Origin of the sequence: Pseudomonas sp. R11F, from assembly GCF_050312575.1 — a bacterium.
Lineage (GTDB): Bacteria > Pseudomonadota > Gammaproteobacteria > Pseudomonadales > Pseudomonadaceae > Aquipseudomonas > Aquipseudomonas palleroniana.
This window is the reverse complement of sequence record NZ_JBNPJU010000067.1, coordinates 127,021-149,062: the sequence shown is the minus strand read 5'-3', so window position 1 is coordinate 149,062 and position 22,042 is coordinate 127,021. Positions and strand designations below refer to the sequence as shown.

Genomic DNA, 22,042 nt, shown 5'->3' with positions numbered 1-22,042 from the left:
TGACACCTGCCGTGCTCTGGCCGAAGCTGATGGCTTTGCGATAGCTGCCCGGACGCCTGCATGTCAAAGTCACGCCGTTACTCCATCATCGGCCTGTGCGCCCTGTTGTTGATTGTGTCGATCACCTGGTATTTCTCCCGCACCGCTCAGGTCGCCGTGCCGCCGGCGATTGCCCATGGCTACGGCAAAGCGCTGAAGCAGGCGCATAACGGTGAGCCAGGCGCTGCGCGCGTGTTGTATCAACAGCTGGGGCGGCCGGACCTGTCGCCGGAACGTCGTGCCGCCCTGCATGCGGAACTGCCCAACTACCCCAGCCCGCAAGCGCTGAAGCTCGCCGACAAGGACTTGGCCAATGAGTCGCCGCTGGTACGCGAGGCGGCGATTCACAGCATCGTCGGCCTGGTGCCGACCGGCCAGCGCACTTTGCTGCTGGGCCCGGTACTTGAAGATCCCGAACAGAGTGTGCGCTTCGCCGCCGCCAACGCCTTGCTCGGCCTTTCGCCCGACACCCTGGGCCTTTATTTCGGCCCGCTGCAGCAAGTGCTCGACGAATTTGTGAAATATCTCAAGGCCCAGCCCGAGACGGCCGAAGGCTGGATTCAGCTGGCGCGCCTGTACATTCACAGCGCCCTGCTGCCGGACGCGCAACATGCCCTGGAACAGGCGATGCGCCTGCAGCCGGATAACCTGCAAACCGTGGTGGCGCAAATCGAGCTGCTGGACAAGCAGGGCAAAACCGATGAGTCCCGCCAATTGCTGGCGCGACAACTGGCCGAACACCCGGAGTCGGCCTACTTGCAACACGCCCTGGGCCTGTGGCTGTTGCACCACGGTGAACGCCAATATGCTCTGCTCGGCTTGTCCAAGGCGGTGGAGCTGGAGCCGGACAATCAGGATTACCGCTACGACCTGGCCACCACCCTGCACGCCCAGGAGGAATTGGAGGCGGCCCAACGCCAGCTGGAGGAGATCATTCAACGCCACCCCGCCAACCGCAAGGCGCGGGTGTTGCTGGTCAACTACTGGAAGGAAAGTGGTCAATTGCAAAACGTCCAGGTGCTATTGGCCCAGCTTGAACAGCAAAACCCGGACGATCCTGCGCTACAGCAAGGTCTCTGACCTGACAATACAAAATTGTAAAAACAGCGACTGGCTGCACAAATAACGCAAAACGTTGAACCGCCACGGGGCCGCTACGGTCAAGTAAATATGGCGCGCTCAAAGCAGCGCGCACCTACTTGTACGTGACCTGAGGGCACTTCTTGTCTACATCCAATACGCAGTTCGGTGAAAAGGCGGCCACCGGCATCGAAGGTCTTGATGACATTCTTGTCGGCGGGCTCTCGCGTAGCCACCTGTTCCTGCTGGAAGGCGAACCCGGTACCGGAAAGACCACCGTTGCCCTGCAATTTCTGCAAGCCGGTGCGAAAAACGGCGAGCGTTCGCTGTACATCACCCTTTCCGAAACCGAGCGCGAGTTGCGCCAGGGCGCCGAATCCCATGGATGGCACCTGGATGACAACATTCATATTTTCGAGCTGACCCCACCCGAAAGCCTGCTCAATGCCGAGCACCAACAGAGCCTGCTGTATTCCTCCGACCTGGAACTGGGTGAGGCCACCCGGCAGATCTTCGAGGTGGTCGAGCGTGTCAAACCGAGCCGGGTGGTGATCGACAGCCTGTCGGAGATCCGCCTGCTGGCGCAAAGCTCGCTGCGTTATCGCCGGCAGATCCTGGCGATCAAGCATTACTTCGTACGCTATGACACCACGGTCCTGCTGCTCGACGACCTGACCACCGAGGCGCTGGACAAAACCGTGCACAGCGTGGCCCACGGGGTGATCCGCCTGGAAGAGCTGACTCCCAGCTATGGCGCCGAACGTCGGCGCGTGCGCGTGATGAAGTACCGTGGCCAGAAGTATCGCGGCGGTTTTCATGATTTCACCATCATGGAAGGCGGTGTGCATGTATTTCCCCGGTTGGTGGCTGCCGAGCACCGCGCCGGCTACGTGCGCGAGACCTTGACCAGCGGCATCCAGGAACTCGATGCGTTGCTCGGCGGCGGTATTGAAACCGGCTCCAGCAGCCTGATTCTCGGCCCTGCCGGTACCGGTAAATCGCTTATCGCATTTGTCTTTGCCACGGCGGCGGTGGCCCGCGGCGAGAAGGCGGCGCTGTTTATTTTCGATGAGGAACTGGGGCTGCTGTTCGAGCGCATGCGCAAACTGAACATTGACCTTGAAGCACTGCAAGCGACCGGCAACCTGCTGATCGAACAGGTGGACGCCGCTGAATTGGCACCCGGGGAGTTCTCTCATCGCGTACGGCGTTGCGTGGACGAGCATGGCATCAAGACGGTAGTGATCGACAGCCTGAACGGCTATCAGGCGGCTATGCCGGAAGAGAACTCGCTGATCCTGCACATGCATGAATTGTTGCTGTACCTCAATCGCCGAGGCGCGGCGACCTTCATCACCATCGCCCAACATGGCCTGGTTGGGGACATGCAGGCGCCGGTGGATATTACCTACCTGGCCGACACCGTTATTTTGCTGCGTTACTTCGAAGCGCTGGGCGAGGTGCGTCGGGCTATCTCGGTCATCAAGAAAAGGACCGGCACCCATGAGACGACCATTCGTGAGTACCGCATCAGCAAACAGGGCATGACCATTGGTGCCCCGCTGAACAACTTCCAAGGCGTGCTGCGCGGTATTCCCACGTATGTGGGCAGCGCCGCTCCGCTGCTGGAGGATGAGGAGCAGTGACAGGCCTTTCACCGGTCTCCGAGCGCGCGATCATTCTGGCGCCGCTGGGCCGCGACAGTACATTGGCGTTGCAGATGCTCAACGAGGCGCACTACGACGGGATTGTTGCCCACAGTCTGGGTGCCCTGTGCGAGGCGCTGGAACAAGGCGCCGGGCTGTTGATCATCGCCGCCGAAGCGCTGCGCGGAGTCGAACTGGCACCCTTGCTGGACTACCTCGCCCGGCAACCGGCGTGGTCTGATTTGCCGATTGTGCTGATGACCCACCATGGCGGTCATCAACGCAACGGCTCAGCGCACCTGGGTGAGTTGCTGGGCAACGTTACCTTCCTGGAGCGCCCCTTTCATCCGGTGACCTTGATCAGTCTGGTCAGCGCCGCCCTGCGCGGCCGGCGACGGCAATATGAGGCGCGTGACCGGCTCATAGAACTGAGTACCAGCCAGCAGCGACTGCAAACGACCCTGGAATCTCTCGAACAGCAGGTCGAAGAACGCACCGCGCAATTACGCCATAACGAAGATGCCTTGCGGCAATCGCAGAAAATGGAAGCGGTGGGCCAATTGACGGGCGGTATCGCCCATGACTTCAACAACATGCTCACCGGCATCATCGGCAGCCTGGAGATGCTGCGCAGACGGGTTGCGCGCGGCAAGCTGGATGACCTCGACAGCCTGATCGACCTGGGCGTCACCTCGGCCAACCGCGCAGCCAGCCTTACTCACCGCTTGCTGGCGTTTTCCCGTCGACAATCCCTGGACGCCAAACCGGTGCAGATCAACCAGTTGGTGAGTTCCATGGGGGAGTTACTCAAGCGCAGCATCAACGAAAGCATCGTGCTGGATATGCGCCTGGCCGCCGGCTTATGGACTGCGGAAGCTGACCCCAACCAATTGGAAAGTGCCTTGCTCAACCTTGTGATCAATGCGCGGGATGCCATGCCGGGGGGCGGCAGGCTGGTGGTGGAAACCAGTAATCGGCATCTGGACAGCGTGTTTACCGCCGCCTATGGCACGTTGGAGCCAGGCGACTATGTGGAGTTGAGCGTCAGCGACACGGGGTGTGGTATCCCGGAAGGTCTGATGAGCCGGGTGTTTGACCCGTTTTTCACGACCAAGCCCATCGGCCAGGGCACCGGCCTTGGGTTGTCGATGATTTACGGGTTTGCCCGTCAATCCCACGGCCATGTGACGATTCACAGTGAGGTCGATAAAGGCACGACCGTCAGCTTGTTCCTGCCACGCTTCCACGGTGAAACCACGCAGGCCGAGGCCACCGACCCCGCGCTGCTGCCGTTCGCCGGTGCCGAAGAGACCGTGTTGATTGTCGAAGATGACCCGGCGGTCCGCGTGTTGGTCAGTACGGTGCTCAAGGAACTGGGCTACGCCTATGTCGAAGCTGAGGACGCCCCTTCGGCGTTGCCGATCATTGAGTCGGAGCAACGCATCGACTTGATGATCAGCGATGTCGGCTTGCCAGGCATGAACGGCCGGCAGTTGGCCGAGATCGGGCGGCAGATAAGGCCCGAGCTCAAGGTGCTGTTCATTACCGGGTATGCCGAGCATGCGGCGGTGCGCGGTGGGTTTCTTGACCCCGGGATGCAGTTGATCACCAAGCCGTTCACCTTCGATATGCTGACGGCGAAGGTCCGCGAGATGATCAACATACGTTCCCAGGAGCAGGCCGCGCCCGATCTAGAGTGAGGTCATAAACAGACTGGCTACGGTGTCGGAGTCAACCCCGACTTTGCTCAGCGCGTCGCTGCGGTATTCACTGACATTGAGGTTCAGCACTTTGGACGTAGGGTCTGTGTTGGCGTAGGGGCGGGGAAGGTCCTTGTTGGTGAATACACCTTTCATGGCTTTGCGCATACTGTCCAGTGTCGGAAATTCAGCCAGGCCGTAATTGGGCTCGAAGAAGAAATAAGTACGCTGAGCCCCTTCAACCCTGACCCCAGCGACCATGGCGTGCCCTTTATCGCTGACCAGGATGTATTGGGTCTGGGGAGCCGTGACCAGCTCATCAGCGATCACGTTGAACGGTTTGGAGGGCACATTGGATATGCCATGGAATGCAGTCGGTTGGGCGAACCTGCTTTGCACGCCCGTCAGCGTCTGGATAAAGCGTTTGGAAGCGGCGCTGTTCGGGTTGGCCGCCGCTTTAAAGAGGTTGTCGATGAACTGCTGCCCCCGGCCCCGTTTCATCGCCTCGATCATCACATGGGACATCGCCGCACACTGGCCTTGGGATAACGGCTGTACCTGGCTCAGATAGAACAATTGCGACATCGGCGTGACCCGGCCACCCGCGCTGCGCACGGTATTATTGAACACATCTACGCCTTTCAAACCGCTCTGAACCGCTACCCGTTCCTGCTGCCGCGCCAATATGCCGAGGTTTTTGGGCGTGTGTTTTTGGCTCACAGCCAGCTTCTTGATTTGGGCCGACTTCATGCCCGCTGAATAACCGGGCACATCGGCCGGGTTGCCATTCAAGTAGCCTTCGCGAAACGCGGCGGCGTGGGCGCCGTTTTCCGCCTTGCGGGTGACGTTCTGCCATTGGGTGTCCAGGTGGGTGGTTGTCGTGGGCTTGAAATCCGCCAAGGGCCTGCCGAAGGACTTGTTGGTGGCTGGGTTGTAGGCAAACCACCTGCCGGAGCCGGAATCGAACTTGGCAATGGTCGGGTAATACCCTCCAGCGCCGGTGGCTTTAGCCGTGCCCTCGAACAGATCGCTGCGCTGGGACACCACATTGGCCTGCTGCGGGGTCAGGCGTACGCCTGACTGCGTGGTTTTGCCGGAAAAACCTGTGCGTACGCGTCGAACGGCGTCAGTGAGCAATTTTGAGCCCGCCTTGGCGCCCGTTTTCGCACCATCGGCGAACCCCATCAGCAATGATTGCCCGAAGATTTTACGCAGGGGCGTGATGGAATCTTTACTTTGGGCGACGCTTTTAAGGGCTCCGCCCCCCGCTCTGCCAATGCCCGCCGTGGTGACCGTCACCACGACATCGAAGATGATATCCCCTGCCACAGCGATGTAATCACCCTTAATCAAGTTCCTGATCATCGAAACGCCGGGCACAAAACCGATAATGCGCTCGAAGTCGGCGTGTGCCTGAGCGTTTTCCTCATCGAAAGTCGTCACCGCCAGGGTGCTCTCCCGGACGTCATCAAGGTGATAGCCCTCAATGATCTCGTCCGCCAACTTCTTGCCGAGGTACTGGCTGCGACTGCTGGAAAAAGCGTTGGCAGACGTTTTGCTGTCAGGCCGGGCTTGTTGCTGGCGCGCCTCCTCGTCAGACTCGGGCACAACCCGAGTGATCTCGCGCGCGTCCTCCGTCTTCTCGTCAAATACCTCGCCAACCACTGTGTAGGGCTCTTGCAGCCCTTCCTTGAAGGTTTCTTGCCAGTCGTCGTGGCGTTGCACCCGATTATGGCGCGGGTCGAACTCGTAATAAGTCGCCTTGCCCTCATGCTCGGTTTTTATAATCAGCTTGCCCCGCTCTTCGAGTGGCTCGGGCTGGTAGTGCCTCCATTCCTTTGTTCTCTCTCGCTGCACGATGCGCCTCGAGATACCGGGTCGATAAATCGTCAACGTCCCGCTTTCGATATTCTTCCGATCTTGCGGAGCAAGATTGGCAATCATCGTGCGGGTCACGGTACTCCAGGCTTTACTCAGCCTGGCCCGATATTCATCGAACGCGGCTTTGTGTTCCTGGCCCGGGTCGGGCAGCTCGCGCAGGCGCTTGAACACATCCGCGTCGATCCTCGGATTGGATGAGGTCCAGCCGTAACGCCTCGTTTTCCCCTCCAAGTAAAGGTCCAATAACGAGTAAGTACCGTTGGGCTCCACGCTCGGTACCGGAGACAGCGTATGCGCCCCCGAGGCCACACTGCTGCTGCGGATCGTCTTCTCTTCGTAGTCGATGCCCTCGCCAAATTCCTGCTTGAGGCGGGCCAGTGCGACTGAACGCTGGGTCGGGGCCGGTGTGGCCAGGACCTCGATCGCCTCGACCAGCTCGTTCTGCTGGTCGCTGAGAGCCTGGCGGGTCGCGCTGATCTGCTGCTCGGTGTAGGGCCCTTGGGGGCCGAGCAGGCCATGCCCCCTGCCCCACTGGATAATCGCCGGCAACTGGGTCTGGTCCTGAATCAGTTGATCCTCTTCGCGAACCGGGTCGATCGCGTCAAACTCGACCACCTCGGTGAAGGTCATCTGCGCGCTGGCACCCGGGCTGGTGGCTTCAATACGCGCCACGGCAGACTTGAGGCTGAGCGAGGCGAACGAGTTGAAGGTTACCTCCGGTGGAACACCCTTGACCTGCAGTTCCGGGGCCTTGCGGCTGAGCAGCAGCATCGCGGCAATCGGTGCCGCCTCGGGCGTGGTTTTATTGGTATTCACCAGATGTTCGATCAGATGTTGCTTGATCACTGAAACCGGCTGGCGGTAGAACTGCGGGGCCGCCAAGTCGAATCCCGCCACATATTGCTCTGCGGGCTCCTTGGGGTCTGACAGGCTGGCAGCGTCGAGCGTTACGCCCAGGGCCGTCAGCAAGACTTCTTCGGGGCTCATGTTCGCGGCCACTTCGCCCAGGCGTGCTTTAAGCTGCGCGCCTAACTGCCTGCCGACACTCGAGTGCAGGATCCACTGCATCACGGCATGGGGGTCGCCGGTATTGAGCACACTGCGCGGCACGTTTTTTACCAGGGCGCCCAGCACATCGGTGGTGCCCAATGCTGAATCCGGGTCCAGCCCCGGCAACGGCGGCTTGTTCTCGGCAATGATCCGGAAGAGCTCAGCCTGGTCTTCAATGGACAGCGGCTGTGGCCATGCCAACGCCCCGCCATAGTTACCGTAGGGGGGAGCGGGCAATGCCGGGGCGGCCAGGGCGCGGATCAGGTTGTACATCTGCTGCGGATTTTGCGGAACCTGCCAGCCGCCGGCAGCCAGCACGTCCGCCAGGGTCGCTTCCGGCTGGTCGGAAGACTGCCCATACGTTGAATCGGGATGAATCGGCATAAAGCCGTTCAACAGATAGTTGACGTTCTCGCCCCGGTAGCGCTGCAAGTGTTTGAGCAAATTGAACTGATTAATGCTGTCGCCCAGGTCGTTCTTCTGCTGTTGCAGCAACTGCGGGGATTGATATTCAAGCCTCACATATGTCTCGCCGGGCTTGAGGGTATCGAACGCCTGGTTGTGCTCGAGCTGCGTCGCCCGTTCGAGGGTCTGGACGCTGTAGTGAGGCAGCAGCACCTCGCCATGAAAGCGCGCAACGATAATCAGCGGCGCCGATGTGGGGCTGGTCGGAAGGTCCACGGCCGAGGGGTAGAAGGCTTTCATCGCCGCCATCACCGGCGCCAGCGCAGCCTGCCACTGCGGTGCCTGATCCTTGAGTTGAAGCCGTGTACTTTCGCCGTTGATGACCACGGTCAGGGTCTCGCCATCAACGGTGATCGGCTGAGTGGTATCAATGTTGAGCGCCTTGGCCCAGGCGAGGAACATCGGGCTGTGGGAGGCGTTGTACAACGCCTGCCACCACCCGCCGAACGCCGTCTCCTGGGGAATATCGTGAAGCATTCCGGCGCTGGACTTTTTTTCAACGGCCTGCCGGATGCCGCTGATGTACAGCTGCAACAGACGCGGTTCACCGGCCGCTGCGGGCGCCGTTTCAGGCAACGATATCGGTTCGCCCGAGGCCGCTACGGAAGTCACAGGTGTCGGAATGGCAAAGCGCTGATTCGACGAAACAGGAGACGCAAACATGGGGAACCCTCTGACAGAAATAAGCATCGCCCGTGACGAAGGAACGCTCATCAAGGGCATCGCTTATTGGGCACTGGCTGTCAGACGGTTCCTGTTTGGGGATCAGAAGGATGTAACGGGACGTGCCCTTTTATCAGGCCAGCAAGTGCTGGATGTGCTCCTGCAGGGTATCGAGGTCAAACGGCTTGGCCAGGATCGGTGCATTCCGCGTGATCGGGCTGTTGCAGTCGAGGATTTCCTGCGGGTAACCACTGATGAAGATCACTTTCAGTTCAGGCCGCAGCTTGATGGCGGGCTCGGCGATCTGTACCCCGGAAATCCCGCCCGGCAGGCGGTAATCAGTCACCATCAGATCCAGGTGCGGCTTGGTCGCGAGGATCTCGAAAGCCTGCTCGCCATCGCTCGCCTTCAAGACCCGATAGCCCAGGCCCGCCAGGTATTCACCCAGCACGAACATAATGGATTCGTCGTCCTCGACGATCAGAACGACATCTTGCGCATCTTCACTCATGGGAAGCCTTTGTCCGGTCAATTGCTGCTGTTACGACCATGGGGTCACGCAGAGGTTGCGTCGAAGCGACGATTGATTTCATGCCGACACCGCCAGGGGCAGGCAGACGCGAAACAAGGCGCCCTCGCCTATCCGGCTTTCCACTTCGATGGTACCGCCGTGGGCCGTAACGATCTGCTCGGAAATAAACAGCCCCAGGCCAAGGCCGGCGGCTACCTGGCTGGCCGAGACGCGTTCGAACTGCTGGAAAATACGTTTCTGGTTTTCTTCGCTGATACCAATGCCATGGTCGCGTACCTCTACCCGCGCCTCGCCATGCTCGGTGTACACGCGCACCTCCACCGGGCTCTTGGCCCCGTAGCGCAAGGCGTTGGTCAGTAGATTGGTGATCACCTGCTCGATGCGGAACTCATCCCAGTGGCCCTCGACAGGCCCTTCACTCGCCCATTGCAGCGTCGAACCGGCGGCCGCCACCTGCGGCGCGAAGTTTTCCACCAGGTTGCCGACCAGTCGGGCCAGGTCGAAACGCGCCGGGCGGATCGAGAGCTTGCCGGTGCGGATACGCGACACGTCGAGCATGTCTTCGATCAGGCGGATCAGGCTGCGGATCTGCCGCTCGTCGCGGTCGACCATGGCGTGCATCTTGTCCAGGGTGAACGCCTCGGCATTGTCGCGAGCCAGGTGCATCTTGCGCAGCTGGGTTTCCAGGATCAGCCCATTGAGGGGCGTACGAACTTCATGGGCGACGATCGACATGAAGTCATCGCGCATGCGCACCGCCTGCTCCAACTCCGCCTGGGTCGCTTGCAGGCGCGCCAGCAGCAGCTCCTGTTCGCGTCGGCTGCGCTCCAGCTCTTCGACTTGCAGCTTCATCGCCTTGCTCTGGCGGTACAGGTCGACAAATACATTGACCTTGCTCTTCACCGCGTGGATATCCAGCGGCTTGTGCAGGAAGTCCACGGCACCGCTTTCATAACCCGTGAAGGCGTAGTTGAGCTCACGGCCGGCGGCACTGACGAACACAATCGGGATGTTCTTGGTCTTTTCGGTGCCGCGCATCAATTCAGCCAGCTCGAAACCGTTCATCCCAGGCATCTGTACGTCGAGAATCGCCATGGCGAACTCGTGTTCCAGCAACAGGGACAAGGCTTCGTCGGCGCTCAAGGCCTTGAAGACCTGACGGTCCTCGCGCTTGATCAATGCTTCAAGGGCCAGCAGGTTCTCCGGCAGATCGTCAACGATCAGCAGTTTGGCCTGGATAGTACTTAACATGAGGAATTTTCCAGGGTAGCCAGCAATGAGCTTATTTGGCTCAAGGTCAGAATATGGTCAGGTGTATGCAGTGCCAGGGCCGCCAGGGGCATCACGGCAATCCGTGCGTCCCTGGGGTCCTGGACCACGGTGGTGCCGCCCGATTGCTTGACGTAGGCCAGCCCGCTTGCGCCGTCCTGGTTGGCGCCGGTCAACAAAATCGCCAGCAGCCCTTTGCCATAGGCATCGGCGGCCGAAGAAAACAGAAAGTCGATCGAAGGTCGGGAGTAGAACACACGGTCTTCCTGGCTCAGCGACAGGCTGCGGTCCTGCTCCACCGACAGGTGATAGCCGGGACCTGCGAAATACAAAGTGCCCGCCTGCAGCGTTTCTTTGTCCCGCCCTTCGCGCACCGGGATGCGCAGGCGCCGTGCGAACACTTCGGCCAACTGGCTGCGCCGCTCATCCGGCAGGTGCAGTACCGCAATGATCGGCAGGCCGAAATCCTGGGGCAACGGCTCAAAAATATGCAGCAACGCCTCCACACCGCCGGCGGAGGCGCCGACGACGATGGCTTCAATCCCGTGAACCGGGTTGGCGGCAGCGTCGTTCATGATTTTCGGTAGATCCGCTCTTGCTTGACCAACGGCTCGAATTGTTTGCTGTAGGCGGAAAAATCCAGGGTTTCCTTGCTGCCCAGCACCAGGAAGCCGCGATGACACAGCGACTCATGGAACAACCCAAACGCCCGATCCTGCAATTTTTTATTGAAATAAATCAGTACGTTGCGACATGAAATTAATTGTGTTTCTGAGAATACACTATCGGTCGCCAAACTGTGATCGGCAAAGGTCACATTCTCGCGCAGGGTTTTGTCGAAGATCGCGTAATCGTAGGCCGCAGTGTAGTAGTCGGCAAATGACCGCTGCCCACCGGCCTGCTGGTAGTTCGCCGTATAGGCGCGCACGTTCTCCAGGGAGAAAATGCCCTGCTTGGCTTTATCCAGCGAGGCGGGGTTGATATCGGTGGCATAAATGATCGTGCGCTCCAGCAGCCCCTCCTCACGCAGCAGGATCGCCATGGAGTACACCTCTTCGCCCGTGCTGCACCCAGCGATCCAGATCTTGATCGAAGGGTAGGTCTTGAGCAGCGGCACCACTTCCTGGCGGATGGCCAGGAAGTGCGACGGGTCGCGAAACATCTCGCTCACCGGAATCGTCAGGAACTGCAGCAATTGCATGAACGCCGCAGGGTCGTGCAGCACCCGCTCCTGCAATGCCGAAATGGTCGCGCAGTCGAGCTGGTGCAAAGCGTGGGCTACGCGCCGTTTGATCGATGCCCCCGAGTAATCGCGAAAGTCGTAGCTGTACTTGAGGTAAATCGCCTCGATCAGCAGGCGCAGCTCAATATCGCTATCGCTGCTTTTGTCCAAAAAACATTGCTCCACTTAAATGCGTTCCATCTTGGGTAGCCACACCCGAATCAAGGAAAACAGGCGATCCAGGTCAATCGGCTTGGCCAGGTAATCGTTGGAACCGGCTGCGAGGCAGCGTTCCTGGTCATCCTTCATCGCCTTGGCCGTGACGGCAATGATCGGCAGTTTCTTCCAGCGCGGGTCCTGACGGATCAGCGCAGTGGCCTCATAGCCGTCCATTTCCGGCATCATCACGTCCATCAGCACCAGGTCGATATCCTCGACTTCATTGAGCTTGTCGATGGCTTCATGGCCGTTACGCCCGATCACCACCACCGCGCCCTTGTGCTCCAGGGCACTGGTCAGGGCGAAGATGTTGCGCACATCATCGTCCACCAGCAGGATTTTGCGCCCCTCGAACACCTTGTCGCGGCTACGCGCCGTCTTGAGCATCTTCTGGCGGTCATGGGACAACTGCGATTCGACTTTGTGCAGAAAGAGTGTGACTTCATCCAGCAGGCGTTCCGGCGAGCGTGCGCCCTTGATGATGATCGAGCGCGAGTATTTGCGCAGTTCAGCTTCTTCATCGCGGGTCAGGTTGCGCCCGGTGTAGACGATCACCGGCGGGAACGAGCAGATGTCCTCGGTGGCCATGCGCTTGAGCAACTCGTTGCCATGCATGTCCGGCAGCTTCAGATCGATGATCATGCAGTCGTAGATATTGGTACGCAGCAGGTCCAGCGCCGCCTGGGCGTAGCCGACGTCGGTGATCTCGATGTCATCGTCGCCGATCAGGCGGGCAATGCTGTCGCGCTGCAGATCATCGTCTTCCACCAGCAATACACGCTTGACCTTCTGGGTCAGCTTGGCTTCCAGGCGCGCAAACACGTCCTTGAGCTCCTCGCGAGTCGTGGGCTTGACGGCATAACCGATGGCGCCCATATGCATGGCGGCCTCGACGCGGTCTTCCACGGAAATCACATGCACCGGGATGTGGCGGGTGTTGGCGTGTTCCTTGAGGCGCTGCAGTACCGTCAGCCCGGAATGGTCCGGCAGGCGCATGTCCAGCAGGATCGCATCCGGAATATATTCCTCGGCCAGGCTGTAGCCTTCGTCCGCGCCGTGTGCCACCAGGCAGTGGTAGCCCAGCTCGTGGGCCAGGTCGAACAGGATACGAGCGAAGTTCGGCTCATCTTCCACCACCAGAATACAACGCGTGGCAAACGGGGCTTTGTCGCGGTCATCGGCGAAGCGCGGAATCTGCTCGGTATCGGCCACCGGCAGCGGGGAAATCCTGACCGGGGCCGGCGCAGGTGCTGCCACGACCTGGCGCGGCGCCTCGATCGGCGGGCTGTCTTGCGTACGTTCCACGTATTGCTGCGGCAACACCAGGGTGAACACACTGCCCTTGCCGGGCTCACTGGTCACGGTGATATAGCCGCCCAGCAAGGTAGCCAGGTCGCGGGAAATCGAAAGGCCCAGGCCCGTACCGCCGTAACGACGGTTGGTGGTGCCGTCGGCCTGGCGGAAGGCTTCGAAAATGCTTTCCTGCTGGTCCGGGGCGATACCGATGCCGGAATCGCGCACGGTAAAGGCAATGCTCTCCCCCGGCGCCTGGGAAACCGACAGACTCACCTCGCCCTGCTCGGTGAACTTGATCGCGTTGGACAGCAGGTTCTTGAGGATTTGCTCCAAACGCTGGCGGTCGGTGAACAGCAGCGCCGGCGCACCTTCGAGTATCTGCGCCTGAAAGCCCAGCTTTCGATCCGCCGCCAAGGGTTCGAACATGGCACGCAGGCCATCGACCAGGCGCGGGACGCTGGAACTCTCGGGACGCACTTCCAACTTGCCGGCTTCCACCTTGGAAATGTCCAGGATGTCGTTGATCAGGTTGAGCAGGTCATTGCCGGCCGAATAGATCGACTCGGCAAACTTGACCTGTTCGGCGCTGAGGTTTTCCTGGGGGTTCTCGGCCAGCAGCTTGGCCAGGATCAGCGAACTGTTCAGCGGAGTGCGCAGTTCGTGAGACATGTTGGCGAGGAATTCGGACTTGTATCGGCTGGAGCGCTGCAACTCGTCGGCGCGGTCCTCCAGTGCCGCCTGCGCCTGGTTGAGCTCGATGTTCTTGCGGTCCATGGCGTCGCGCTGGTCGGCCAGGGTCTGGGTCTGTGCGGCCAACTGCTCGTTGGTCTGCTCCAGCTCGGCCTGCTGGGTTTCCAGGTGGGCCTGGGATTCCTTGAGAATCCGCGACTGCTCTTCCAGCTCTTCGTTGGCGGTCTTGAGTTCTTCCTGTTGCACTTGCAGTTCTTCATTGAGCTGCTGGGTTTCGGCCAACACCTCCTGCAAGCGCTGGCGGTAGCGGGCAGCTTCGATGGAGGTGCCGATATTGTCGGCGATCAGCTCCAGCAACTCGATGTCGCGCTCTTGCAATGGGCGCAGGAAACCCAGCTCGATCACCCCGTTGACGCGTTCGTCATTGCTGGTCGGCGCTACCAGCACGCTTCGGGTGGGGCCATCGCCCAGACCCGAGCTGACCTTGAAGTAGTCCACCGGCACATCATCCAGGCGAATCAGGCGATCCTGCTGGGCCGCCTGCCCCACGATGCCTTCGTCGCTGTAGATCGATTGTTCCTGCTGTTCCTGTTCACGCGAAAAGCCATAGGTGGCCACACGCTTGAGGCCACCGTGTTCTTCGCGCACGTACAGCGCGGCAACCACCGAGCCCATGTACTGGGCAAAGAACTGCAGGATATTGCGCCCCAGCATATTCAGGGTCAGTTGGCCGAGTACCTGTTCTGCCAGTTCGGTCTGGCCGTTGCGCAGCCAGGCTTGCTGTTCCAGGCGCCGCGCAATCTTCTGTTGCGACGCGAGGTTTGCGTTGTAACTATTTGATAACGCAACAAGATTCTTGCGACCGATATACGCCAGAAAACCGCTCAGGCCGAGTACGAAGATCAGGTACAGCGTGACACTGGTCACGGTCGTACGGGTGACCTCTTCATTGCGCGCGATACGGAACTGCTGCTCCATCGCCACCGCGTTGTCGTATTCCTGACGGATTTCATCGGTCAGGCGTTTACCCCGGCCCGCCTTCACTGCGCTTCGGTAATCACCGCTGGCGCGCTGCATTTCAATCATCGACTGGGCGTATTGGTTCCACTCAATCTGCAGGGCTTCCAGGCGCTTGAGGCGGTCCACCTGTTGCGGGTTGTCCGACACCAGTTCCTGGAGGTTGCGCAGGTCGGCAATGATCCGGGGCTTGGCCACCTCATAGGGGTCGAGGAAGTGCTCGTCGCCGGTGATCAGAAAGCCGCGCATGCCGGTTTCCAGGTCAACGGTCAGCTTGGACGTCTCGTTGAGGTTGTTGATGACCCGGTCGGTGTGCTCCACCCATTGAATGACGGACAACAAATAGGTGATCAGACACACGAAGAACACGGCGCTGAGCACGCCCACGCCCAAGGGCAGCGCGACGTTTCGGCTCAATAGGTGACGAAAGCTCTTTTCATCGACGGACGATGCAGGAGTCATGGGCATGCCTTTGCCAAATGCGGAAAAAAACGGAGTTTGCCCCAAAGTTGCCCGGGAACGCCATTTTTCTACCGCATAACGACGAAAAGGATGACAGAGCGGGTTAAAACGTCCGACCTGCCAACCAAGAGCGGGAGTCGATCGCCTTACTTCTTTTCACACTTCCCTGCGCCGGGCACGGGAACGTCGGTGCTCAGGCACTCCACCTAGAGATGCGCCTGTGAACAGGGAGGCTCCACCGCAAAGGCGCCACTTCATTCCCATAAAGGTGCTCCCAGATGACAAGCTCTGTTCACCACCTGCCACGCGCAATCCCGACGCTTCCCACACTAGTACCCGCCCCTACGCCTGCGCCTACACCCGGCAACGCGGTCGCCAACCCCAAGCCCAACCTTAAAACCGCCCTGGCCGATAAACGAAACCTCATCACCTTGGGCGAAGCGCTCAGTCAACTGGCCAGGCAACTGGGCGCGGACGCCACCGCACCGGTGATATTGGCAGCGCTGAAAAGCACATCGATGCTGCTTGATCCTGACTCACATCCTCCTCAGGATGCCGGCCGGCACATCACCCTTGAGGCTTTCATCCACAGTCTCGGCTTGCCTTTACCTGACCGCCATTTCGCGCTCGACGGCCTCTCGGACGCCGTTATCGGCCGTGGCCAAGTGCATCCGTTGGGCAACCTGGGCGGCGCGCTGTCGTGGCCTGTGCCGCTGAGCGCCGATCAACAGCAACGCGTCCGGCGCATCGCCATGAGCCATGTCGACCCCCATGGCCAACAACCGCAAGTGATGCAGACCCAGGGCCTGTTGCTGGAGTTCTTGCGACTTCGCACGCCGCTCCCCGCAGGGCTGCTGAATGATCCGGCCAAAGCGCTGGAGGCCTTGATCAGTTCACCCGAAGGGCAATTACTCGGCGAAACACTGCGCGAAACCCTGCAGGGCGTTGCCACCGACAGCAGCACGATGGACTACCTGCTCGCTGCCGTGATCTTGCAACTGGACCCGGAATCCATCACCACACCGCATCGCAACGTTGTCGCAGGCTTCGATCTGGCCCATGACAAGCACTGGGGCAAGCCGCTGTCCACGCTGGTCGATGGTCTTGAACAGCATCTGGTCACGCAGGCAAAGACCAGCGCGGCCATGGCCGGCGTCGCCGCGCATCTGTTGTTGGCCAATCGCGCACCGGCCCTGCTGATCAAGGGCATCCCGGCCAGCGTCACCTATGGCAGCCCTGCCTGTGTCGACCTGATGATCGCGGCGGCCACCCTCGAGGCGCAGACGCCCGGCAGGGTCGCGAACATGACGTATACCGAAGTCATGTTCGCGGCGCGGAACGCGAGTGCGGCCGACCCGGCCGTGACCCTGCGCGTGCAACGGGAAATCCTGGTGGATTGGGGCGTGGCCAACGGGGTGCTGGCCAGGAAAGATGATCAACACTATAGCGCTGATGAGCTCACCGCCCTGCTCGGTGAATTCAATGCACGCAGAGCGCTGACCAGCGCCGCCACGCAAGCCTTGGATGCGCAGATTCCGTCGCGTCGAGAGATGGCGCTGGCCGAGCTGAAAAAACGCTTCCCCGAGCAACAGGCCCTGTTCGAGGAAAAACGGCTCCACATCAGCCGCCAGGAAACCACAGCCGATGGCGGCGTCGGCTATCGGACGATCGAGGTCGGGCCCCACTCGATGCTGGACATCGCCATGATGGACTTGCCGGACGCTGACTGCGTCTTCACCTCTGACGACACGCGCATGCCGCTGGCGGCCTTGAATGCCAACCCTCGGTTTGGCGTGGCCGACGCCTTCGAGGCGCAGTTCGCCGGCGCCGTCCAGCAAAAAAAGGCCGCCATCAATACTTACGTCAGGCACTTGATCAGCCAGGCGCCCCTGGCGATACGCGAAGATCTCGAATACGGCAAGATCAGCTTCTTCCAGGAGCATTCACACAGCTTGGGCACGGGGTTTACCGGGACCACGCCACACCCCAGAAATGAGGAACTGCTCGTCGAAGTCGAGCGCGACGGGGTGACCAGGGCCTACGCGATCAGCTTTAACAAAGGTGCGATAACACCGATCCGGCCGTCGCGGGCAAGCGCCCAGAGCCGTCGGGACGCCAGTGTCGTGCACGAAACACAAGCCTTTATCGCCAAGGGTGACGACGCCGCCCGTCGAGAGGCGCAACAGCGCCCGAATCAATCGCCACCCGACAGCTTCAATTCCGAGCGCACGGGCCTGATCGCTGACGCCTTCGTGCAGCATGTCGACCTGGATAACGAGGCGATCAAACAACAGGCCCGCGGCCTCACCACCGCCGATAACAATCGCAGGCGCGGCGAAGCGATCAGCGAGGCCATACTGGACCTGATCCCCTTTCGCGCGGCGTTCAATCACTTTCGCAAAGGGCATATCGGCGAAGGGTTGTTAGACCTTGGCATGGACCTGTTCGGCGTCTTGACCGCCGGCGTGGGCACCGCCGGCAAGGTTATCAAGATCGCCGGCACTGCCGCCGCAACCGCCACCAAGGTGGCGCGTACGGTCAAGGTCATCGGGATGGCCACCTTCAGTTCACTCAATCCTTTGAGTGGCCTGGGCGATGCGGCGGTGGGTACCACCCGCTTGATCGGCAGCGGGTTCTCCAAGAGCGTCGAATGGCTTAATCACCTGAGGGGCGCGAGCGGTGGCTATGACTTATTGAAGGCTGCCAGCAAGGAGCATGGGCCGACCTTGATCGGCACATACAAGGTGGGTGGGATCGAGACCGAAGGCGTCGCCGTCCTGAAAAATGATCACTGGTACCCCTATGATCCCGTCGCCAATAAACCCTATGGCCTGCCCATCGACGGTTTTTCCCCACGCGGAGCACCTGAGCTGCATGCCTTGAATGGGGTGGCCAACGAACCTGCGTATTTAAGACTGCACAACAACATCCTTAACGCACGGACAGCGGAAAACAGACCGGCCTTCAATCAGGGTTATTTGACCGGACGCTTGCACGAACTGCCGGGTTATCGCGATGGAATGGGCAGTTCACAACTCAGGAAACTGGCGGAAGCGCAGGGGCGACTGCCACGTGAGCTGGGCATCCTCAGCCGGGAGCTGAAACTTGCCTATATCCGGGACGGTGAGTACACCAGCACGTTACTGCGCCATGATGCGACGGGGCCAGGGGTATCGGTGCTGCCCTTTTCACAGGCCCGTTATAACGCACACGTTGACTTGCCCTCCGTCGGCGAGTGCGCCGGCATATCCTATGCCATGGCGCTGGCGCTGCATCTGGGCAGCGAAGAGCAGTTTGTGAAGAACCTGCTCAAGGTGAGCGACAACCCTTCAACGGCCGCCCACACACGATTCGCCACGCATTTGCGCGACCTGCAAGATGCGGTGAAAAAACCCAGTGCCTTCCATTTCGGCGGGCAGGTAGAAGTCGGGTACGACGAGATCATCGAGAAAATGCTCACGTCTGGAAAGTCGATGACTATCAGGATCGGTACTGTGGATCACGCGATGCTGGCTGGGGTGCGGATCAAAAACGGTAAGCCTGAGTGGTTCTTTTTCGACCCCAACGCCGGCCTGGTCAAATTCACAAACTTGCAGTCGATGGAAAAAGGCATGGAGGAATTGCTCAACAGCGGCCAATCCGCAGCATTACACAACACGCGTCGCACGCTGACGGGTAAACGCGCCTACAGCATTAGTACATTTGATCCCGGCCATGTGAATAATCGACCCGACATCAACCCGGATGCGGTCAGAGAACTTTCCAGCGTTACGTTGTAAACCATCAAGCGCCGAGGCATCCTGCCTGCCTAAAGTCACAGTGCCATTAAGTTTTTCGGAACTTGCTGGCATTGTGACTACTCATTAGTTGAGTTGCCTCAGCCCTACCTGGCCTCTGCACCTTTACTTTCAGGAATGTTCACTATGCCGTCCCCTGCCTCCACCATCCTTGTAGTCGAAGACGACGCCATCGTGCGCATGTTGATTGTCGATGTGCTTGAAGAGTTGGAGTTCTGTGTACTGGAGGCCGCTGATGCCGGCGAAGCGCTGGCCGTGGTCAACACCGACAAAGCCATCCACCTGATGATGACCGATGTCGGCCTGCCCGACATGGACGGCAAGGAATTGGCGACCCAAGTGCGTCAGCTCCGCCCCACCCTGCCAATTCTGTTTGCCAGTGGTTATGCCGAAAACATCGACGTTCCCGAAGGGATGCAAGTCATCGGTAAACCGTTCTCGATCGATCAACTGCGCGACAAAGTCAAATCGATGTTGCCCGCCGCGTAGCCCTCCTTCCCCAGGACAAACAGCACGGCCCCTCTGAACCTGGAGCCGTCTGCTAACCTGCACATCTGCGCCACGCCGTTATCACACTGACAGTTCAACTTGTTTGCAGGGATTAACGTGACGTCCGGCGAATAAAACTGGAAACTCGGCGTTTTAATCCCACGCCCTTGAAAAAGCACTCAGGAAGGACGCAACTACATGATTGGAAAACCGACGCGCCTGCTGTTGGCGAGCCTCTCGATATTCATGAGCACCGGTGCCTGGGCCGACTTCACGGCGACCCCGACCGAAGCCCGGGCCATCGCCAAGGAGGCCTACTTGTACGGCTACCCGGTGGTGGAGATGTACAAGACGCTCTACACCCAGGCCGTTGATAAAGGCGGCACCAATTTCAAGGCCCCGTTCAATCACATCGGTAACAGCGCCCAGCTGTTCACGCCCAAGGACACTGCGTTCACGACCCCGAACTCTGACACGCCCTACTCCTTCGTCTGGATGGACCTGCGCAAAGAACCCCTGGTGCTGACCCTGCCCAAGATCGAAGACAACCGCTACTACTCGGTACAGTTGATCGACCTCTACACGCAGAACATCGCCTACCTGGGTACCCGCAGCACCGGCAACAATGGCGGGCATTTCATGATCGCCGGGCCTGACTGGAAAGGTCAGCAACCGGTCGACATCGATCGCGTGATCTACAGCGAAAGCAACATCGCCTACGCCCTGTACCGCACGCAGTTGTTCGATGAAAAAGACCTGGCCAAGGTCAAGCAGATCCAGAACGGCTATAAAGTGCAGCCGCTGAGCAGCTACGTGAAGCAGCCCGCTCCGGCCAAAGTGGCCAAGATCGAATGGCCCAAGCCGATGGCAACCATGACCGACAGCCCGCAGCTGTTCCGTTACCTGAACTTCATGCTCAGCTTCGCCGCGCCCCAGGACAGCGAAAAAGACCTGTTGGCGCGTTTTGCCAAGATCGGCATTGCGCCGGGCGCACCGTTCAAGGTCAACCAGCTCAGCGCTGAACAGCGCAAGGCCCTGGAAGAAGGGATCGCCGATGCCAAGGCAGAGTTCGCAGCGTTCAAGAAAGACAAGCTCGACACCCAGCAAGTCTCCAGCACCGAACTGTTCGGCAGCCGTGATCGCCTGAAAAACAACTATCTGTACCGTTATGCCGGGGCCAACCTGGAGATTTTCGGTAACTCAAGCGATGAAGCCACCTACCTGACCTACTACGTCGACAGCGAAGGCAAACCCGCCAACGGCGCGCGCCACAGCTACACCGTACATTTTGCCAAAGACCAACTGCCGCCGGCCGATGCGTTCTGGTCGCTGACGATGTACGACGCCAAAACCAAGTTGCTGGTGCCCAACCACAAGAAGCGTTACCTGATCAATTCGCAGATGTTGCCCAACCTCAAGCTCGACGCCGATGGCGGCCTGACCCTGGCGCTGCAACACCACGAGCCGCCGAAGGCCGAGCAGAGCAATTGGCTGCCGGCGCCACCCGGTCCGTTTTATGCGGTGCTGCGCATTTACCTGCCCAAACCTGAGGTGGGTAACGGTCAATGGAAACTCCCACCCTTGACGCCCCTCAAGTAACGGGTTGTACAGGAGCGAGCCTGCTCGCTCCTGCTTGCACGCAATCATCAGTGTTTGAACTTGGCATAGGATTGATGCAGATCCGAAGCCCAGGCATCGATCACACTTTTCACATCATCGGCCTTCATGACCTGGGAATCATTGGACAGGGGCTTGCCGGTGCCTTTGCGCACCACTTGGGCGAGCACCTTGCCATTGCCACCGTCGAGGAACTGCGCTTCGGTGCCCAGGGTGGTTTCCTGATCGCGGATGCCGGCGCCGGTACTCACGGCCGCCGCCAACAGGGCCACGGGGACGTATTCGTAAGGCTTGAGGCTTTCGGTCTTGCTGCTTACGGCGGTGATGGCGGCACGCACCACAATCACCCCAGGCCCCGGCGCACTCGCCAGCGGCAACGACTTGACCAGCTCACGCTTGAGCGCCTGGTTGTAGTAGGCATTGATGCCGTCCAGGGTGCCTTGCGGGATTTTAGTGGTTGCCTGGGGCTTGGGGTAAAACTGGGTCGGCTCGACAAATACCGCCGTGTAGTTGCGCAGGTTCAGATTAGGCTCGACCCAGCGCATCACTTCAGCGCCCGAAGGCGACTTGGCTTCCTTGAGCTGACTGTAGTCCGATAGAAACCCCGAGTACTCGTCGGGTTGGGTGACCTTGCTCGCGCAGCCCGCCATTGCGAGCGAGGCGATGCACAGCGTGCTGATCATTAGCCTTGACTTCATCATTGAACTCCCTGTCGGTCATCACCGGAATATTGAGCTGTAGGTATAGCCAACTTTGCGCAATCAAGGGTTTCTGCCGGCAAGTTTTGCCGCAGTGGTAGAGGCGCGCTCTGTTGCGCTTGAGAGGTGAACTGCACCGGTCATTTCGCAGGCAACTGCGTATGACTAATCCACGAGCGGTGGGTAAGGTAACGCGACATTCCTCTTCAG

At 59.8% G+C, this 22,042-nt stretch carries 13 protein-coding genes; 6 read left to right on the top strand and 7 right to left on the bottom strand.

What is annotated here, in order from left to right:
• The first annotated feature begins 60 nt into the window (after nt 1-60).
• The 3 genes from ACQRBV_RS21255 to ACQRBV_RS21245 all read left to right on the top strand — a co-directional run bounded on the left by ACQRBV_RS21255 (nt 61) and on the right by ACQRBV_RS21245 (nt 4,465).
• A complete protein-coding gene (locus ACQRBV_RS21255; protein WP_090371014.1) occupies nt 61-1,119 on the top strand; it encodes a tetratricopeptide repeat protein in 1,059 nt (352 codons plus the stop codon).
• Nucleotides 1,120-1,262: 143 nt separating this feature from the next.
• Nucleotides 1,263-2,765, top strand: coding sequence for an ATPase domain-containing protein (locus tag ACQRBV_RS21250; RefSeq protein WP_411984158.1), 1,503 nt, complete (start codon nt 1,263-1,265; stop codon nt 2,763-2,765).
• Entirely contained in the window at nt 2,762-4,465 is a 1,704-nt protein-coding gene (locus ACQRBV_RS21245; RefSeq protein ID WP_411984159.1) for an ATP-binding protein, read from the top strand. The genes ACQRBV_RS21250 and ACQRBV_RS21245 overlap by 4 nt, the downstream gene beginning before the upstream one ends.
• Here ACQRBV_RS21245 and ACQRBV_RS21240 read toward each other — a convergent pair.
• From ACQRBV_RS21240 to ACQRBV_RS21215, 6 genes are all read right to left on the bottom strand, one after another.
• Nucleotides 4,457-8,524 (bottom strand): hypothetical protein, encoded by a 4,068-nt coding sequence (locus ACQRBV_RS21240; protein ID WP_411984160.1) that lies wholly within the window; start codon nt 8,522-8,524, stop codon nt 4,457-4,459. The two genes, ACQRBV_RS21245 and ACQRBV_RS21240, sit on opposite strands and share 9 nt — an antisense overlap.
• Before the next feature lie 133 nt (nt 8,525-8,657).
• Nucleotides 8,658-9,035 carry a response regulator gene (locus ACQRBV_RS21235; protein ID WP_060752999.1) on the bottom strand — a complete coding sequence of 126 codons (378 nt, stop codon included), beginning with the start codon at nt 9,033-9,035 and terminating at the stop codon, nt 8,658-8,660.
• A 78-nt stretch (nt 9,036-9,113) separates the two neighbouring features.
• Nucleotides 9,114-10,307 (bottom strand): hybrid sensor histidine kinase/response regulator, encoded by a 1,194-nt coding sequence (locus ACQRBV_RS21230; protein ID WP_205343880.1) that lies wholly within the window; start codon nt 10,305-10,307, stop codon nt 9,114-9,116.
• Nucleotides 10,301-10,900, bottom strand: a complete 600-nt coding sequence (locus ACQRBV_RS21225; RefSeq protein WP_060752997.1) for a chemotaxis protein CheB — start codon at nt 10,898-10,900, stop codon at nt 10,301-10,303. The genes ACQRBV_RS21230 and ACQRBV_RS21225 overlap by 7 nt, the downstream gene beginning before the upstream one ends.
• Nucleotides 10,897-11,733, bottom strand: coding sequence for a CheR family methyltransferase (locus ACQRBV_RS21220; RefSeq protein WP_090371002.1), 837 nt, complete (start codon nt 11,731-11,733; stop codon nt 10,897-10,899). The genes ACQRBV_RS21225 and ACQRBV_RS21220 overlap by 4 nt, the downstream gene beginning before the upstream one ends.
• Nucleotides 11,734-15,231 carry a response regulator gene (locus tag ACQRBV_RS21215; RefSeq protein ID WP_411984161.1) on the bottom strand — a complete coding sequence of 1,166 codons (3,498 nt, stop codon included), beginning with the start codon at nt 15,229-15,231 and terminating at the stop codon, nt 11,734-11,736.
• Between the two features lie 278 nt (nt 15,232-15,509).
• Between ACQRBV_RS21215 and ACQRBV_RS21210 the strand changes: the two genes are divergently transcribed.
• The 3 genes from ACQRBV_RS21210 (at nt 15,510) to ACQRBV_RS21200 (ending at nt 21,116) form a co-directional block, all read left to right on the top strand.
• The gene (locus ACQRBV_RS21210) at nt 15,510-19,010 is read left to right on the top strand and encodes a hypothetical protein (protein ID WP_411984162.1); all 3,501 of its coding nucleotides are present in this window, start codon (nt 15,510-15,512) and stop codon (nt 19,008-19,010) included.
• A 144-nt stretch (nt 19,011-19,154) separates the two neighbouring features.
• Nucleotides 19,155-19,517, top strand: a complete 363-nt coding sequence (locus ACQRBV_RS21205) for a response regulator (protein ID WP_060752993.1) — start codon at nt 19,155-19,157, stop codon at nt 19,515-19,517.
• Nucleotides 19,518-19,715: 198 nt separating this feature from the next.
• The gene (locus tag ACQRBV_RS21200) at nt 19,716-21,116 is read left to right on the top strand and encodes a DUF1254 domain-containing protein (RefSeq protein WP_411984163.1); all 1,401 of its coding nucleotides are present in this window, start codon (nt 19,716-19,718) and stop codon (nt 21,114-21,116) included.
• Between the two features lie 47 nt (nt 21,117-21,163).
• On the opposite strand, the gene ACQRBV_RS21195 is transcribed toward ACQRBV_RS21200, so the two are convergent.
• Complete coding sequence (locus ACQRBV_RS21195; RefSeq protein ID WP_411984164.1) at nt 21,164-21,832, bottom strand: DUF3313 domain-containing protein; 669 nt, start codon at nt 21,830-21,832, stop codon at nt 21,164-21,166.
• Nucleotides 21,833-22,042 lie beyond the last annotated feature (210 nt).

Excerpts from the sequence above, each read along its gene's own strand:
- ACQRBV_RS21240 (WP_411984160.1), bottom strand. The coding sequence starts at position 8,524 with ATGTTTGCGTCTCCTGTTTCGTCGAATCAGCGCTTTGCCATTCCGACA.
- ACQRBV_RS21210 (WP_411984162.1), top strand. The coding sequence starts at position 15,510 with ATGACAAGCTCTGTTCACCACCTGCCACGCGCAATCCCGACGCTTCCC.
- ACQRBV_RS21195 (WP_411984164.1), bottom strand. The coding sequence starts at position 21,832 with ATGAAGTCAAGGCTAATGATCAGCACGCTGTGCATCGCCTCGCTCGCA.
- ACQRBV_RS21200 (WP_411984163.1), top strand. The coding sequence starts at position 19,716 with ATGATTGGAAAACCGACGCGCCTGCTGTTGGCGAGCCTCTCGATATTC.
- ACQRBV_RS21205 (WP_060752993.1), top strand. The coding sequence starts at position 19,155 with ATGCCGTCCCCTGCCTCCACCATCCTTGTAGTCGAAGACGACGCCATC.
- ACQRBV_RS21230 (WP_205343880.1), bottom strand. The coding sequence starts at position 10,307 with ATGTTAAGTACTATCCAGGCCAAACTGCTGATCGTTGACGATCTGCCG.
- ACQRBV_RS21215 (WP_411984161.1), bottom strand. The coding sequence starts at position 15,231 with ATGACTCCTGCATCGTCCGTCGATGAAAAGAGCTTTCGTCACCTATTG.
- ACQRBV_RS21235 (WP_060752999.1), bottom strand. The coding sequence starts at position 9,035 with ATGAGTGAAGATGCGCAAGATGTCGTTCTGATCGTCGAGGACGACGAA.
- ACQRBV_RS21255 (WP_090371014.1), top strand. The coding sequence starts at position 61 with ATGTCAAAGTCACGCCGTTACTCCATCATCGGCCTGTGCGCCCTGTTG.
- ACQRBV_RS21225 (WP_060752997.1), bottom strand. The coding sequence starts at position 10,900 with ATGAACGACGCTGCCGCCAACCCGGTTCACGGGATTGAAGCCATCGTC.